Raw genomic sequence first — 13,424 nt, 5'->3', positions numbered from 1 at the left:
TGAGCCAGGATCAAACTCTCCATTAAGGTCTTACCGACCCTTCGGGGGCGAACCCGAAGAGCCAAACCTTGGAAACAATCCCGGCAATGCACCACTCGGGTGCTTGCCTCAAAGAAATCCCCAGCCTCACATCCCCTGACGGGGGTGCAGGGCCTCGGGAGTGATCCGGCCTGCCGACCGAATCGTTAAAGGCACTGGCTTTTAACACGCTGTTGAGTTCTCAAGAAACGGACACCCACCGCGCTCGGTCCCGCTCTCGCGGCCCTCGCTCCGGGGCAACCCTTCTATCTTACCGGAGTCTTCGTCTCTGTCAACCGGCTCTTGCGAGTCGATCTTCAGATTCGTCGCCCGCCCTCCGGGATGCTGCCGCCGACGGCGCGAACCGTCTTCGGAAGATCGTTCGGAGGAGTCCCTCGGGCCGGCCACCTCGCGGTGTCCTGCATCCCGTCCGGGCTTGCCATTCCAGAGTAGCTCGCTCCGAAGCATGCTTCGAACCGTTTTTCGTCTGGGTGGCTTCCCCGGGGCCGTCCGCCTCTCGGCGTCCCGCATCCCCTTGGGGCAGGAAGAACATTAGGTAGCCCCGGAGCGATCGTCAAATCGGGCCGTCCACCTCCAGGGCGCCTCCCGGAAACCTGCTGGTCACGTGCATGTACCGGCGCCCGCGTCAGCCGTGCGTCAGGACGGCGTCAGCACCGCGGCCCTCGTGTGGGCCCCGTGTCAGCGGGGTCGCGGACGGTGGTCGACGTCACAGCGAACGACGGGAAGGTACGGGGATGGACGACGTGATACGCACCGAGGCGCTGCGCAAGCGGTTCGGGGAGACGCAGGCCCTGGACGGCGTGAGCATCGCGGTGCGGCGGGGCAGCGTGCTCGGGGTGCTGGGGCCGAACGGGGCTGGGAAGACGACGGCGGTGCGGGTGCTCGCGACGCTGCTCAAGCCCGACTCGGGACGCGCCGAGGTGTGCGGCTACGACGTCGTGCGGGACGCGGTCCGGGTCCGGGCGAAGATCGGGCTGACGGGGCAGTACGCGTCGGTGGACGAGGAGCTGTCGGGGACGCAGAACCTCGTGATGATCGCGCGGCTGCTGGACTTCGGACGTGCGGAGGCCAAGGCCCGGGCGCGGGAGCTGCTGGCGCGGTTCCGGCTGGCGGAGGCGGGCCGGCGTGCCGTCAAGACGTACTCGGGCGGGATGCGGCGGCGGCTCGACCTCGCGGCGAGCCTGATCAACCGGCCGGACGTCATCTACCTGGACGAGCCGACGACGGGCCTCGACCCGCGTGCGCGCAACGAGGTGTGGGAGACCGTGCGCGCGGTGGTCGCGGACGGGGCGACGGTGCTGCTCACGACGCAGTACCTCGAGGAGGCGGATGCGCTCGCGGACCGCATCGCGGTGTTCGACCACGGCCGTGTGATCGCGGAGGGGACGTCCGGCGAGCTGAAGCGGCGTGTGGGGCGGCAGACGCTCACGGTGCGGGCGGCGGAGCCGTACCGGGTGGAGCAGCTCACCGCGATCGTGGCCGAGGTGGCCGGGGGACGCCCGGACGTGCAGGCGGCGACGGGGCTGGTGACGGCGCCGGTGAGCGACCCGGGGGCGGTGTCGGCGCTGGTGCGGCGGCTGGACGAGGCGGCGCTGACGCCGGCGGAGTTGGCGGTGCGGATGCCGAGCCTGGACGAGGTGTTCCTGACGCTGACGGGCCATGCCGCCGAGGAGCCGGCGGACGAGCCGGCGCGGGAAGGGAGCCTGGCATGACCGCGGTCACGGTGTCCCCGGCAGAGCCGCCCGCCCGGATCGGTCCGCGGCGGACGCTGCGGCACGGGCTGACACTGGCGTGGCGGAACGTCTCGCAGCTGCGGCACTCGCCGGAGAAGCTGCTCGACACGACGCTGATGCCGATCGTGTTCCTGCTGATGTTCCTGTACGTGTTCGGCGGTGCGGTGGCGGGCGACACGCAGTCGTACCTGCAGGTGCTGCTGCCGGGCTTGGTGGCCCAGACGGCGATGTTCTCGACGATGGGGCTGGGGGTGGCGCTGAACGAGGACATCCACCGCGGGGTGTTCGACCGGTTCCGCAGCCTGCCGATCGCGCGGAGCGCGCCGCTGATCGGGACGGTGCTCGGGGACACCGTCCGGTTCGTCGTCATGATGACGATGCTGGTGGGCTTCGGGTCGCTGCTGGGCTTCCGGTTCCGCACCGATCCGTTGTCGGTGCTGGCCGCGATCGCGCTCGCGTACGTGTTCTACCTGGCGGTGTGCTGGGTGTCGGTGCTGGTGGGGCTGGTGGCGCCGAGCCCGGAGACGGTGCAGGGCATCGCGATGGTCTGGGTCATGCCGTTGACCTTCGGAAGCAGCGTCCTGGTCGCGGACACCTCGACGATGCCGGGCTGGTTGCAGGCGTGGACGGACGTCAGCCCGGTGACGCACCTCGCGGACGCGATGCGGGCGCTCATGATCGGCGGCGAGGTGGGGAACCACGTCTGGGTCACCCTGGCGTGGGCCGCCGGGATCGTGATGGTGTCGTTCCCGCTGGCCGTCCGCATGTACACGCGGCGCGTGTGACCGGGCGACCGGATCAGCCGCACGGGTCGAGGCGCGCTCCGGCACGCCCCGGCCCGTCCGGCCCGTCCGGCCCGTCTCCCTCGTCGGGACCGGCGGGGGCCGCGAGGCCGGGCGCGCGGGCGATGAACGCGGCGCGGTCGACGGCCCGTCCGCGCCGGTGGGCGGCGCCGAACGCGGCGGCGCCGAGGGCCCGCGCGGCGGACTCGGCGACCCGCCGGTCGTCGTAGGAGCCGGCGTCGTGGTAGCCGCGCAGGGCGTGCGCGGTGCCGAGGAGTTCCGCGGCGGCGGCGTGCTCGCCGCGCGCGTCCGCGAGGGAGGCGAGCCCTTCGGCGAGGACGGCGAGGGTGGGGTTGCCGGCGAAGACGTCGATGTCCAGGCCGGCGACGGCGCGGGCGTGCCAGCGCGCGGCCGCGTCGAGGTCGCCGTCCTCCCCGGCGAGGCAGCCGAGCCGCATGTGGGCGCGGCGCGCGACGAGGGTGATGTCGGGGCGGTACCGGCGCTCGCAGGTCCACTCGTGGACGCGTGCGGCGAGCGCGCGGGCGGCGTCCCGGTCGCCTTCCCGGAGGGACAGTTCGCTGAGGGCGAGGGCGGCGGTGCCGGCGTCGGCGTAGTCGCCGCGCCGCTCCATGGTGTCCATGGCCTGCTGGAAGTTCTTGCGGGCGTCGGCGAGGTCGCCGGTCCGCATCCGGACCTCGCCGACGAGGACGAGCATCATGACGCCGGCGTCCATGCCGATGCCCGTGTCGGCGAGCTGCTGCGCCTCCTCGGCGAGGTCGAGGGCCGCGGCGAGCTCGCCGCGGGCGATGTGGACCTGGACCTGGCAGCCGAGCGCGCCGAGCAGGCCCCACCGGTCGCCGATGTCGCGGAACCGGGCGCAGCCCGCGGCGGCCTCGACCGCGGCGGCGTCGATGTCGCCGACGTTGATCGCGAGGTGGCCGAGCACGACGCGGGAGATCGCGCCGACCCACGGGTCCGGGTGGCCGTCGAGCCGCTTCAGGAGGCGGCGCGCCTCGTCGTCGTCCCCCGCGAAGATGGCGCGGACGGGACGGGCGAGGGCGAGCATGGGGTAGCACGGCTCGTCGGGGACGGCCTGGACGAAGCGTTCGATGGCGGCGCGCAGCGAGTCGAGCGTCGCTCCGCACCCGGAGGCGAACTCGGCGACGAGCCCGGCGGACAGGACGGCGAGGGCGTACTCCTCGGCCAGGTCCGGCGGCGGCGCGCCGGCGGCGAGGTCGCGGACGGCTTCGGCGAGGGCGCCCGCCTCGACCTCCATGTCGTGCATGAACCAGAACCACATGAGGCAGCCGAACAGCCGCAGCGCCGTCTCGACGTCCCGCGCGTCGACGGCGTGCCGGAGCGCGGCGGCCAGGTTGTCGCGTTCGGCGGCCAGGCGTTCGGCCCAGCGGAGCTGGTCGGGGCGGCGCAGTTCCGGGTCGGCGCGGGCGGCGAGGTCGAGGAAGTGGGCGGTGTACGCGGCGCGGACCCGCCGCGCCTCGCCGGCCTCCTCGAGCCGTTCGCCCGCGTAGACGCGGACGGTCTCCAGCAGCCGGTAGCGGACGTCCGCGCCGCCGTCCGCGAGGACGAGCGACTTGTCGATCAGGGCGGCGACCACGTCGAGGACGTCGTCGGGCGCGGGGGCGTCCGGGGCGTCGAGGCCGCAGACGCGGGCGGCGGCGGCCGGGGAGGCGCCGCCCGCGAACACCGACAGCCGGCGCAGGACGGTGCGTTCGACGTCGTCGAGCAGGTCCCAGCTCCAGTCGACGACGGCGCGCAGGGTGCGGTGGCGGGGCAGTGCGGCGCGGCTGCCGGCGGACAGCAGCCGGAACCGGTCGCCGAGGCGGGCCGCGACCTGGCCGGGGGTGAGGGCGCGCAGCCGGGCGGCGGCCAGTTCGATGGCGAGGGGGACGCCGTCGAGGGCGCGGCAGATCTCGACGACGTCGCCGACGGTGTCGGCGTCGACCGCGAAGCCGGGGCGGACGGCGGCGGCGCGGTCGGCGAACAGCCGGACGGCCGCGTACCGCAGCGCCTCGTCCGGGCCGGGTCCGCCGTCGGGTCCGCCGTCGGGTCCGCCGTCGGGGGCGGGCGGCGGCAGCGGGAGGGACGGGACCGGGCACAGCGACTCGCCGGTGATGCCGAGCGGCTCGCGGCTGGTGGCGAGGATCCGGACGCCGGGCGCCCGCGCGAGGAGGTGGTCGGTGAGCCGGGCGACGGCGTCGACGAGGTGCTCGCAGTTGTCGAGGACGAGGACGAGGCTCTTGGCGGCGAGGAAGGCGGTGAGCCGGTCGAGGGGGTGCGCGGGCGGCCGGGCCTCGGTGCTCCACATCGGTTCGGCGGCGCCGAGCGCGGTGAGGACGGCCTGGGCGAGGTCGCCGGGGTCGCTGACCGGGGCGAGCGGGACGAACCAGACGCCGTCCGGGGTGCCGGCGACGTGCGCCGCGGCGATCTCCCCGGCGAGGCGGGTCTTGCCCGCGCCGCCGGGGCCGGTGAGGGTGACGAGCCGGTGCCCGCGCAGCAGCTCGCCGACGCGCCGCGACTCCTCCTCCCGGCCGACGAACGTCGTGAGCTGCGCGGGCAGGTTCGTCCGGCGCCGGGCCGGGGCGGCGGGGCGGGCGCCGGGGGACGCGGGGCCGGAGCCGTTCGCGGACGTGCCGGCGCCGTCGTCGCGCAGGACGGCCAGGTGGACGGCGGCGAGTTCGGGGGACGGGTCGGCGCCGAGCCGGTCGGCGAGGGCGCGGCGCGTCTCCTCGTAGGCGTCGAGGGCGTCGGCGCGGCGCCCGGCGGCGTGCAGGGAGCGGACGTAGTGGGCGCGGAGGCGCTCCCGCAGCGGGTTCGCGGCGGCGACGGCGGCGAGGTCGGCGGGCGGCGGCGCGGGCCGGGCCGCGGCCCGGTCGGCGTCGAGCCGGTCCTCGACGGCGGCGAGCCGCAGCTCGTCCAGGCGCGCGATGGCGGGGCGGGCGAAGTCGTCGCCGGCGACGTCGGTGAGCGCGGGGCCGCGCCACAGTCCGAGGGCGCGGGCCAGCTCGTCGGCCCGCCGCGCCGGGTCGTCCGTCCGGCGGGCGGCGGCGACGGCGCGCTCGAACGCGACGGCGTCGACCTCGTCCGGGGCGACGCCGAGCCGGTATCCGGCGGGGCCGTGCTCGACGACGTCCCGGCCGGCCGCGCCGCGCAGCCGGGAGACGAGCGCCTGGAGGGCGTTGCCGCCGGGCGGGTCGCCGTCCCACAGGTCGTCCAGCAGGCGCGCCGCCGAGACGGGCCGGCCCGCGTCGAGCGCGAGCCGGACGAGCAGGGCGCGCAGTCTCCGGCCGCCGACCTCGACGGGCCGCCCGGCCGCGTCCCGCACGGCGAGCGGGCCCAGGATGCCGATGCGCACGTGTCCCCTTTCCGCGGCCATTGTCCCCGATGTGTGGACGCCCCACGCCGGGTAATGAATCGGGATGGAACTCGCCATCGTCATGGATTGCGCCGATCCCGACTCCCTCGCGGACTTCTGGGCGGCGGCGCTCGGCTACGAGCGCGGCCCCCTGGACGAGCCCTACGTGACGCTGACCGACCCGCAGGGCCGGAACCCGACGTTGCTGCTGCAGCGCGTCCCCGAGCCGAAGTCCGGCAAGAACCGGATGCATCCCGATCTCCGGGTCGCCGACATGGACGCCGAGCTCGCGCGGGTCACGGGGCTGGGGGCGCGCGTCGTCCGCGGCCCGTTCGAGGACGAGAGCTGGCTCACGACGGTGCTGACCGACCCGCAGGGCAACGAGTTCTGCCTGATCGTCCCCCCGGAGGAAGAGTGATGAACGCCGTCGTCGACACCGCCCGCAAGCAGAAGGAGCGCTACGCGGGCGGCGAGGACCGGCCGCTCGGCTCGTACCTGGGCACGATGGCGGTCTACGCGGTGACGGCCGGGGCGCTGGGCGTGCTGGCGAAGCGGTTCCGGGACCGGGTGCCCGCCGTCGGCGCGGGCGACCTGGCGCTGATGGCGGTCACCACGCACAAGCTGTCCCGGCTGATCGCCAAGGACCCGGTGACGAGCCCGCTGCGCGCCCCGTTCACCCGTTACTCGGGGACGTCCGGTCCGGCGGAGGTGGCCGAGGAGGTGCGGGGGCACGGCGTCCGGCACGCCGTCGGGGAGCTGGTCACCTGCCCGTTCTGCACGGGCCAGTGGGTGGCGACGGCGTACGCGGCGGGGCTGGTCTTCGCACCGGAGACGACCCGGTTCGCGGGCGCGACCATGACGGCGGTGGCCGCGTCGGACTGGCTGCAGCTCGCGTACGCGCGGCTCCAGCGGTCCGCCGAGGACTGACCCCTGGCGCCCCATTCTTTACGTTTGCCCCATATGGATCGGGTACGGCGACCCTATGGAGCTGTCATTCCTCAAGACGCTGTACCGGCACCCCGGCCCCTACGCGTCGGTGTACGCCGACCTCACCCGGACCACCGAGGACGCCGCCAAGGCCGTCGAGCTGCGGTGGCGGGCGCTGCGCACCGACCTGGAGGAGCAGGGCACCCCCGCCGACACCCTCCGCGCGATCGAGGCGACCGTCGAGGACGAGATCGCGCAGCGCCGCTCCGAAGGGCTGGTGGTCTTCGCGGCGGACGGCGAGGTCGTGCACGCCGAGCGGCTCCCCGCCCCGCCCCGCACGCCCCACGCCCGGTTCGCCCCGCTCCCCCACGTCCTGCCCTACCTGGCCGAACGCGGCGAGCGGTTCCCGCACATGGTCGCCGTCGTGGACCGCCGGGGCGGCGAGATCGACTGCGTGACCGCCGACGGACGGCACGAGCACATCGAGGTCGACGGCGACGAGGAGTACCCGATCCGCAAGACGAAGGCGGGCGACTGGAACCAGTCCCGGTTCCAGCGCTCGTCCGAAAACGTCTGGAAGCTCAACGCCAAGAAGGTCGCGCACGAGATCGACCGCGCCGCCGACCGCTGCGGCGCGCAGGCGGTGGTGATCGCCGGCGACACCCGCGCCCGGACGGCCGTCCTGGAGGAGGTCTCCGAGGCCGTCCTGGAGCACGTCGTCGAGCTCGACCGCAACACCGACGTCCACGATCCGGAGCTGGAGGCGGAGCTGAACCGGATCCTGAAGCTCAAGACGGCCGAGCGCGTCATGACGGTCGCCGAGCGCTTCGACCGGGAGCTCGCCAACGGCAAGCGCGCCGTGTCCGGCATCCCCGCGATCGTCGAGGCCGTCCGCAACGGCCAGGTCGAGACGCTGCTGCTGGACGAGGAGGACCCGGGCTCCGGGGAGAGCCTGTGGTTCGGGCCCGACCCGGTCCAGCTCGCGTCGTCCCCGGAGGAGCTCCGCACCGAGTTCGGCGTCACGGACGTCCACGAGGACCGGGCGGACGCCGCGCTCGTCCGGGCCGTGGCGGCGACCGACGGCGAGCTGGTGGTGCTGCCCTCGGACGGCGACGCGCACCACGAGATCGGCGCCGTCCTGCGCTTCACGGCCTGAACGCGCGGCGGGCCCGAGCGGCACCGCGAACGGCGAAGGCCGCCCGAGACCTTGGAGTCTCGAGCGGCCTTCGCCGTAAGGAAGAACGTGGAGCTATGGGGATTCGAACCCCAGACCTCCTCCATGCCATGGAGGCGCGCTACCAACTGCGCCATAGCCCCTCGGTGCAGTGAAGAGCTTAGTGCACGTTGGACACCGCTCGGAACGCGGGCCGCGGGGGTACGGCTCCCCGCGGCCCGCGGCGGGTCAGCGGCCGGGCGCGGCGGCCGGGTCCTGGACACCGTCCGCGGCGCTGTTGCTGTAGGAGTGCCACTCGCCCTGCTGGAACGTCGGGATCCAGACGGTGAGGCCCTCCGGCCATTCCACGGGCAGCCCGAGGAGCTTGTTCTGGTGCTCCGCCACGTCGTGGGCTTGGACATTGTGCTCGGTGGGCTGCCCGGCGGCCGGCGGCGTGTAGTCGCGGGGCATCTGCAGCCCCCGCGGCCGGCCTTCCGTGCTCGACACCTCCTCGGCGCCCGCTCCGTCCACCCCGGCCCCGTCCCCGACCGGCTTGTCCGCGCCCGCCCCGGCGGCGCCGAGCGTGCACAGCGTCTTGGCGAGATCCGGCTGCCCGGGAAGCAGCTTGATCTGCTTCAGGAGTTCCAGCCCCCGCTCGCAGTCCTTGCTCTCCGCCACCGGCACGGCCACCGGCACCGCGACCGGGTCCAGCGCCGCCGCCTGCGCCACCGCGGGCGCCGCGACCGCCACGACCGAGGCGGCCAGGACGGCGGGCAGGGTCGCTCTTCCGGTGATACGAGCTCTCATTGGGTTAACCCCTCATCTCGATCGGCATCGCCACCGACGACTGTTCCCGCATGATCAAGAGCGCCAAGCGCGCGCAGGGCAAAGGCGTCCGTCCGCGTGATCAACGTTTTGCGTGCGCATTTACCGCGACGCCCCGGCCGTGCCCTTCGTCCGCCCTCGACGCCGCCCGCACCCGGCGCGACCTGCACGGCCCCTCACCCTCCAGCGTGGAGGGCATTCCCGACATGCCGCGCACTTGAGTGATCTCCACGAGAGAGCGCGATCACGATCACCGACACACCCGGTTTCGGCAAAGACTGATGATCTATGTAAACCCGATGCCCCGCAAATCCGTCAAGTTCTCTTTCGAATTTTACCGAAGACGATCGAACCATTATTCAGGAGCCCCCATCACACCCGAATGTCAGGATCCAACCGATGAACGGGGGGTTCACATGAAGATCCTGCTTCGCACGCTGTCCGTGCTCGCGGCCGCCGCGCTGACGGCGGTCGCCGGCGTCGGCGCGGCGTCCGCCGACGGCCCGGACACCGACCCGCGGGTCGTCAAGGCCATCGAGCTCCAGCCGTGGGTCGAGCTCGACGCGGGGAGCAAGAGCTACCGCGTCGCGTTCGTCCGCTGCGCGCTCACGCAGCTCGGCTTCTACACCAACTGCAACCCGGCCGCCTCCAACGGCGACGTGTACCTCCAGGACATGGTCGACGACGTCAAGCGGTACCAGAGGGCCCGCTTCATCGACGTCGACCCGGAGGGCACCGTCACCGGCGAGACCATGAGCGAGCTCCGGCGCGACATCGGCGAGGTCCTCACGGGCGACGGCCCGAACAACGGGAAGGCGCACATCGTCAAGGGCGTCCAGGGCGTGATGAAGGCCCTGCAGGACCGGAGCCTCAAGGTCGACGGCTGGTACGGCGGCGCCACCGAGCGCGCCGTCCGCGCGTTCCAGACGCGCAAGCGGATCGGCGTCGACGGCTACTTCGGCCCGCAGACGTTCCGCGCCGCGATGGCCCAGGGCGCCGAGCAGCGATCCACCCCGGGCCTCTGAAGGATCGACCGACCCCGCACCGGTAGGGCGGCCGGGCTCTCCGCGCACCGTCACGGAGCGGTCGCCGATGGCACGAGAAAGGCACCGGGCCCACGGACCCGGTGCCTTTTTTCAAGACCAACGCGTGGAGCTATGGGGATTCGAACCCCAGACCTCCTCCATGCCATGGAGGCGCGCTACCAACTGCGCCATAGCCCCGCGCCGCTGCGTGGACGTTCATCCCGCAGGGCTCCGCCAGTGTATCGGACTTCAGTGACCGGACACGAATCGTTTCGCCTCAGGCCCCGTTGTCGGTGCGATCGTCGCCGAGGACGGGTTCGGGGAGGGTGCCGGCGTTGTGTTCGGCGAGGCGCCAGCCGCCGTCGCGCATCTCGGTGAGGACGGACCAGCAGCAGTTCGAGAGGCCGCCGAGGCGCTCCCAGACGCTCTCGGGGAGGCCGAGGAGGTTCGACATGCCGAGCCGGAGCGCGGCGCCGTGGGAGGCGACGACGAGCGTCCCGGTGCCGGGCAGGTCGTCGAGGGCGCGGTCGAGGGCGGCGCCGACCCGCTTGGCGACCTGGGCGCTGGTCTCGCCGCCGGGCGGCTGCCAGGCGGCGTGCGCCTCGGGGTAGCGCTCGCGGATCTCGCGGCCGGTGAGGCCCTCCCACTCGCCGCCGTCGCGCTCGATCAGGTCGCGGTCGTAGCGGACGGGGAGGCCGGTGACCTCGGCGAGGCAGGCCGCGGTGGCGGACGCGCGCTGCAGCGGGGACGCCAGCAGCTCGGTGGGGCGCAGCCCGGCGAGGAGGCGGGCGGCGCGGCGGGCCTGCTGCACGCCGGTCTCGTCCAGGGGGATGTCTGTCTTGCCCTGGAAGCGGTTCTCGACGTTCCAGGCCGTCTGGCCGTGCCGCCACAGGACGAGCCGGCGCCTGCCGGGCTCGCGGCGCGTGTCACTCACCGAGGCTCCCGACGGTCCGGGCGCGCTGCTCCTGGTGCGCGGTGGCGGACTCGGGCAGCTCGATCACCGGGCAGTCCTTCCAGAGCCGTTCGAGCGCGTAGAAGACGCGGTCCTCCTCGTGCTGGATGTGCACGATGACGTCGGCGTAGTCGAGGAGCACCCAGCGGCCCTCGCGCTCGCCCTCGCGGCGGACGGGCTTGGCGTCGGCCTCCTCGCGGAGCCTTCGCTCGACCTCGTCGACGATGGCGCGGACCTGACGGTCGTTGGGGGCGGAGCAGAGCACGAACGCGTCGGTGATGACGAGCTGCTCGCTCACGTCGTAGGCCAGGATGTCGTCGGCCAGCTTGTCTCCCGCCGCCTCCGCGGCGATCCGGACCAGCGTTGCGGCCCTTTCGGATGCGGTCACGATGCGCTCGCGATCCTCCCTGTAGGGGTCGTCTCGGCTCCACCATCTCACGGGCGGGGGCCGGCGGCCCGATCAATTTGTCGGCCGGCCGCGTTCGCACGCGGCCCTTCCCTCTCCAGGGTATGCGGACGGCGCGGGGGCCGTGGCGCGGCGGACGGCCGGGCGTGCGGATCTCCGCGCAGGTCAGGAGGCGTCGTCGCGGTAGAGGCCGCGCTTGTTGATGTACTGGACGATCCCGTCGGGGACGAGGTACCAGATCGGCTCGCCGGAGTGGACGCGGTCGCGGCACTCGGTGGAGGAGATCGACAGGGCCGGGACCTCCATGAGCGACACGCGCCCGTTGGGCAGGCCGGGGTCGGCGAGGCGGTGCCCGGGGCGGGTCACGCCGACGAAGTGGGCGAGGCCGAACAGTTCGTCGGTGTCGTGCCAGGTGAGCATCTTCTCGAGGGCGTCGGCGCCGGTGATGAAGAACAGGTCGGCGTCGGGGCCCCGGACGTCCCGGATGTCGCGCAGCGTGTCGACGGTGTAGGTGGGGCCGGGGCGGTCGATGTCGACGCGGCTGACGGAGAAGCGCGGGTTGGAGGCGGTGGCGATCACGGCCATGAGGTAGCGGTCCTCGGCGGCGGCGACCTTGCGGCCCTCCTTGTGGGACGAGAGGCCGGTGGGGACGAAGACCACTTCGTCCAGCGAGAAGAAGTGCGCCACCTCGCTGGCGGCCACGAGGTGCCCGTGGTGGATCGGGTCGAACGTGCCGCCCATGATCCCGAGCCGCCGCTTTTGCGTCATGACGACGAGAATAGCCAGCCGGTGCACCGGCCCGAACGTTCGCCCCGGCGTCCGGCGGGAACCCTGCGGCACGCCGGTTCGTCGGAACTACCATGCCTGACTTGACTTTCTCCTTCGCCTAGAGGCGAGGGGCTCCAGCGGTCACCCGCTGGGTTTCCTGCTTCACCGACGACCGCCCCGTCCGGGAGGGCTCCCGTTGAGGTCTCACACCGTCTCCACAGGCGGACACCGCCAGCCCGGCGGCCAGGATGTTCTTGGCGGCGTTGACGTCACGGTCGTGAACCGCACCGCAACCGCACCGCCACTCCCTCACGGCGAGGGGCATTCGCTCAGCAGCCCTCCCACATTCGGAGCACAACTTGGACGAGGGGAACCAGCGGTCGATCACCACGAGCTCACGGCCGTACCACCCGGCCTTGTACTCCAGCATCGCCCGCAGCTCCCGCCACGCCGCGTCCGAGATCGCCCGGGCGAGGGAGCGATTCTTCACCATGGTGCGGACTCCCAAGTCCTCGATCACGACCACTTGGTTCTCATGGACGAGCCGAGTCGACAGCTTGTGCAGGAGGTCCCGGCGCCGGTCGGCGATGCGCACATGAATCCGCGCGATCTTCCGGCGGGCCTTGTCCCGGTTCGCCGAGCCCTTGGCCTTACGGAACAACTCCCTCTGTGCTCGGGCGAGGCGTTCGCCGTCGCGGCGCTCGTGCCGGGGATTGGCGACCTTCTCTCCCGTCGACAGCGTAACCAGCGAGATGAGGCCCACGTCGATCCCGACCGCGTTCTTGGCCGGGGCCGGGCGGACGATGCGGTCCTCGCACAGGATCGACACGAACCACCGTCCGGCCGCGTCCCTGGACACCGTGACCGTAGAGGGCTCCGCCCCTTCGGGCAGCGGCCGCGACCACACGATGCCCAGCGGCCCGGGCACTTTCGCCAAGATCAGCTGACCATCGCGCCACCTGAACGCCGACCGCGTGTACTCCGCGCTCTGCCGGGAATTCCTCCGCGACTTGAAGCGAGGGTAGGCGGCGCGCTTGGCGAAGAAGTTCGCGAACGCCGCCTGCAGGTGCCGCAGGGCCTGCTGCAGCGGCACGCTGGACACCTCGTTCAGGAACGCCGCCTCGCCGGTCTTCTTCCATGCGGTCAGCGCAGCCGACGACTCCGCATAGGAGACACGCCGCCGCTCGCCGTACCACGCACGCGTGCGTTCCTCCAGCGCCCGGTTGTATACCAGGCGCACACACCCGAACGTGCGCGACAATTCGTCCGACTGCTCGCCGGTGGGGTAGAAGCGGTATTTATACGCCCGCTTCACTGTACACGCCACGTCACAGATCGTAGCGCGAGATCGGCCGAATCCCGTCCTCGCGTGGTGGAGGGAGGTCCGCCCCGGCAGCGACCCACCTATCCCCGCCCTTGTCCTGTCCTGAAGGATTGTCAT

13 protein-coding genes and 2 tRNA genes are annotated in these 13,424 nt (G+C 72.8%); 7 read left to right on the top strand and 8 right to left on the bottom strand.

Going from position 1 to position 13,424, the window contains the following annotated elements; all coding sequences use genetic code 11:
• The first annotated feature begins 773 nt into the window (after positions 1–773).
• Together DMH08_RS21460 and DMH08_RS21455 are read left to right on the top strand one after the other, a co-directional pair.
• Complete coding sequence (locus DMH08_RS21460) at positions 774–1,751, top strand: ATP-binding cassette domain-containing protein (protein ID WP_125617293.1); 978 nt, start codon at positions 774–776, stop codon at positions 1,749–1,751.
• Complete coding sequence (locus DMH08_RS21455) at positions 1,748–2,557, top strand: ABC transporter permease (protein ID WP_125617290.1); 810 nt, start codon at positions 1,748–1,750, stop codon at positions 2,555–2,557. Before DMH08_RS21460 ends, DMH08_RS21455 begins: the two co-directional genes overlap by 4 nt.
• A 13-nt stretch (positions 2,558–2,570) precedes the next feature.
• Here the strand turns inward: DMH08_RS21455 and DMH08_RS21450 are convergent, their stop codons facing one another.
• Complete coding sequence (locus tag DMH08_RS21450; RefSeq protein ID WP_158642369.1) at positions 2,571–5,927, bottom strand: BTAD domain-containing putative transcriptional regulator; 3,357 nt, start codon at positions 5,925–5,927, stop codon at positions 2,571–2,573.
• 64 nt (positions 5,928–5,991) lie between these two features.
• Between DMH08_RS21450 and DMH08_RS21445 the strand changes: the two genes are divergently transcribed.
• The 3 genes from DMH08_RS21445 to DMH08_RS40250 are packed head-to-tail and all read left to right on the top strand — an operon-like array spanning position 5,992 to position 8,010.
• A complete protein-coding gene (locus DMH08_RS21445; protein ID WP_026404371.1) occupies positions 5,992–6,345 on the top strand; it encodes a VOC family protein in 354 nt (117 codons plus the stop codon).
• Positions 6,345–6,854 carry a DUF1360 domain-containing protein gene (locus DMH08_RS21440; protein WP_026404370.1) on the top strand — a complete coding sequence of 170 codons (510 nt, stop codon included), beginning with the start codon at positions 6,345–6,347 and terminating at the stop codon, positions 6,852–6,854. The genes DMH08_RS21445 and DMH08_RS21440 overlap by 1 nt, the downstream gene beginning before the upstream one ends.
• A 55-nt stretch (positions 6,855–6,909) precedes the next feature.
• Positions 6,910–8,010, top strand: coding sequence for a baeRF2 domain-containing protein (locus DMH08_RS40250; RefSeq protein ID WP_158642368.1), 1,101 nt, complete (start codon positions 6,910–6,912; stop codon positions 8,008–8,010).
• An 88-nt stretch (positions 8,011–8,098) separates the two neighbouring features.
• Here DMH08_RS40250 and DMH08_RS21430 read toward each other — a convergent pair.
• Positions 8,099–8,171 (bottom strand) — tRNA-Ala (locus tag DMH08_RS21430).
• An 85-nt stretch (positions 8,172–8,256) separates the two neighbouring features.
• On the bottom strand, positions 8,257–8,814 hold the full coding sequence (locus tag DMH08_RS21425; protein WP_125617286.1) for a hypothetical protein: 558 nt from the start codon (positions 8,812–8,814) through the stop codon (positions 8,257–8,259).
• A gap of 50 nt (positions 8,815–8,864) precedes the next feature.
• On the opposite strand from DMH08_RS21425, the gene DMH08_RS21420 reads away from it, so the two are divergent.
• Both DMH08_RS21420 and DMH08_RS21415 read left to right on the top strand, forming a co-directional pair.
• On the top strand, positions 8,865–9,053 hold the full coding sequence (locus tag DMH08_RS21420) for a hypothetical protein (RefSeq protein ID WP_125617284.1): 189 nt from the start codon (positions 8,865–8,867) through the stop codon (positions 9,051–9,053).
• A gap of 195 nt (positions 9,054–9,248) precedes the next feature.
• On the top strand, positions 9,249–9,857 hold the full coding sequence (locus DMH08_RS21415; protein ID WP_158642367.1) for a peptidoglycan-binding domain-containing protein: 609 nt from the start codon (positions 9,249–9,251) through the stop codon (positions 9,855–9,857).
• A gap of 125 nt (positions 9,858–9,982) precedes the next feature.
• Here the strand turns inward: DMH08_RS21415 and DMH08_RS21410 are convergent.
• The 5 genes from DMH08_RS21410 to DMH08_RS21390 all read right to left on the bottom strand — a co-directional run bounded on the left by DMH08_RS21410 (position 9,983) and on the right by DMH08_RS21390 (position 13,310).
• Positions 9,983–10,055 (bottom strand) — tRNA-Ala (locus tag DMH08_RS21410).
• 79 nt (positions 10,056–10,134) lie between these two features.
• Positions 10,135–10,791, bottom strand: a complete 657-nt coding sequence (locus tag DMH08_RS21405; protein WP_026404366.1) for a histidine phosphatase family protein — start codon at positions 10,789–10,791, stop codon at positions 10,135–10,137.
• A complete protein-coding gene (rsfS, locus tag DMH08_RS21400; protein ID WP_026404365.1) occupies positions 10,784–11,197 on the bottom strand; it encodes a ribosome silencing factor in 414 nt (137 codons plus the stop codon). The genes DMH08_RS21405 and rsfS overlap by 8 nt, the downstream gene beginning before the upstream one ends.
• Positions 11,198–11,380: 183 nt before the next feature.
• Positions 11,381–11,983, bottom strand: coding sequence for a nicotinate-nucleotide adenylyltransferase (gene nadD / locus DMH08_RS21395; protein ID WP_026404364.1), 603 nt, complete (start codon positions 11,981–11,983; stop codon positions 11,381–11,383).
• Positions 11,984–12,101: 118 nt separating this feature from the next.
• Positions 12,102–13,310 carry an RNA-guided endonuclease InsQ/TnpB family protein gene (locus tag DMH08_RS21390; protein WP_125617280.1) on the bottom strand — a complete coding sequence of 403 codons (1,209 nt, stop codon included), beginning with the start codon at positions 13,308–13,310 and terminating at the stop codon, positions 12,102–12,104.
• Between the last annotated feature and the right edge of the window lie 114 nt (positions 13,311–13,424).

The organism is Actinomadura sp. WAC 06369, from assembly GCF_003947565.1.
GTDB lineage: Bacteria > Actinomycetota > Actinomycetes > Streptosporangiales > Streptosporangiaceae > Spirillospora > Spirillospora rifamycini.
The sequence above is the reverse complement of the archived record's forward strand: the minus strand, read 5'-3'. Positions and strand labels throughout refer to the sequence as shown.

Coding starts and splice junctions, on each gene's coding strand:
- DMH08_RS21460 (WP_125617293.1), top strand. CDS start 774: ATGGACGACGTGATACGCACCGAGGCGCTGCGCAAGCGGTTCGGGGAG.
- DMH08_RS21455 (WP_125617290.1), top strand. CDS start 1,748: ATGACCGCGGTCACGGTGTCCCCGGCAGAGCCGCCCGCCCGGATCGGT.
- DMH08_RS21445 (WP_026404371.1), top strand. CDS start 5,992: ATGGAACTCGCCATCGTCATGGATTGCGCCGATCCCGACTCCCTCGCG.
- DMH08_RS21440 (WP_026404370.1), top strand. CDS start 6,345: ATGAACGCCGTCGTCGACACCGCCCGCAAGCAGAAGGAGCGCTACGCG.
- DMH08_RS40250 (WP_158642368.1), top strand. CDS start 6,910: ATGGAGCTGTCATTCCTCAAGACGCTGTACCGGCACCCCGGCCCCTAC.
- DMH08_RS21425 (WP_125617286.1), bottom strand. CDS start 8,814: ATGAGAGCTCGTATCACCGGAAGAGCGACCCTGCCCGCCGTCCTGGCC.
- DMH08_RS21420 (WP_125617284.1), top strand. CDS start 8,865: ATGATCAAGAGCGCCAAGCGCGCGCAGGGCAAAGGCGTCCGTCCGCGT.
- DMH08_RS21415 (WP_158642367.1), top strand. CDS start 9,249: ATGAAGATCCTGCTTCGCACGCTGTCCGTGCTCGCGGCCGCCGCGCTG.
- nadD (WP_026404364.1), bottom strand. CDS start 11,983: ATGACGCAAAAGCGGCGGCTCGGGATCATGGGCGGCACGTTCGACCCG.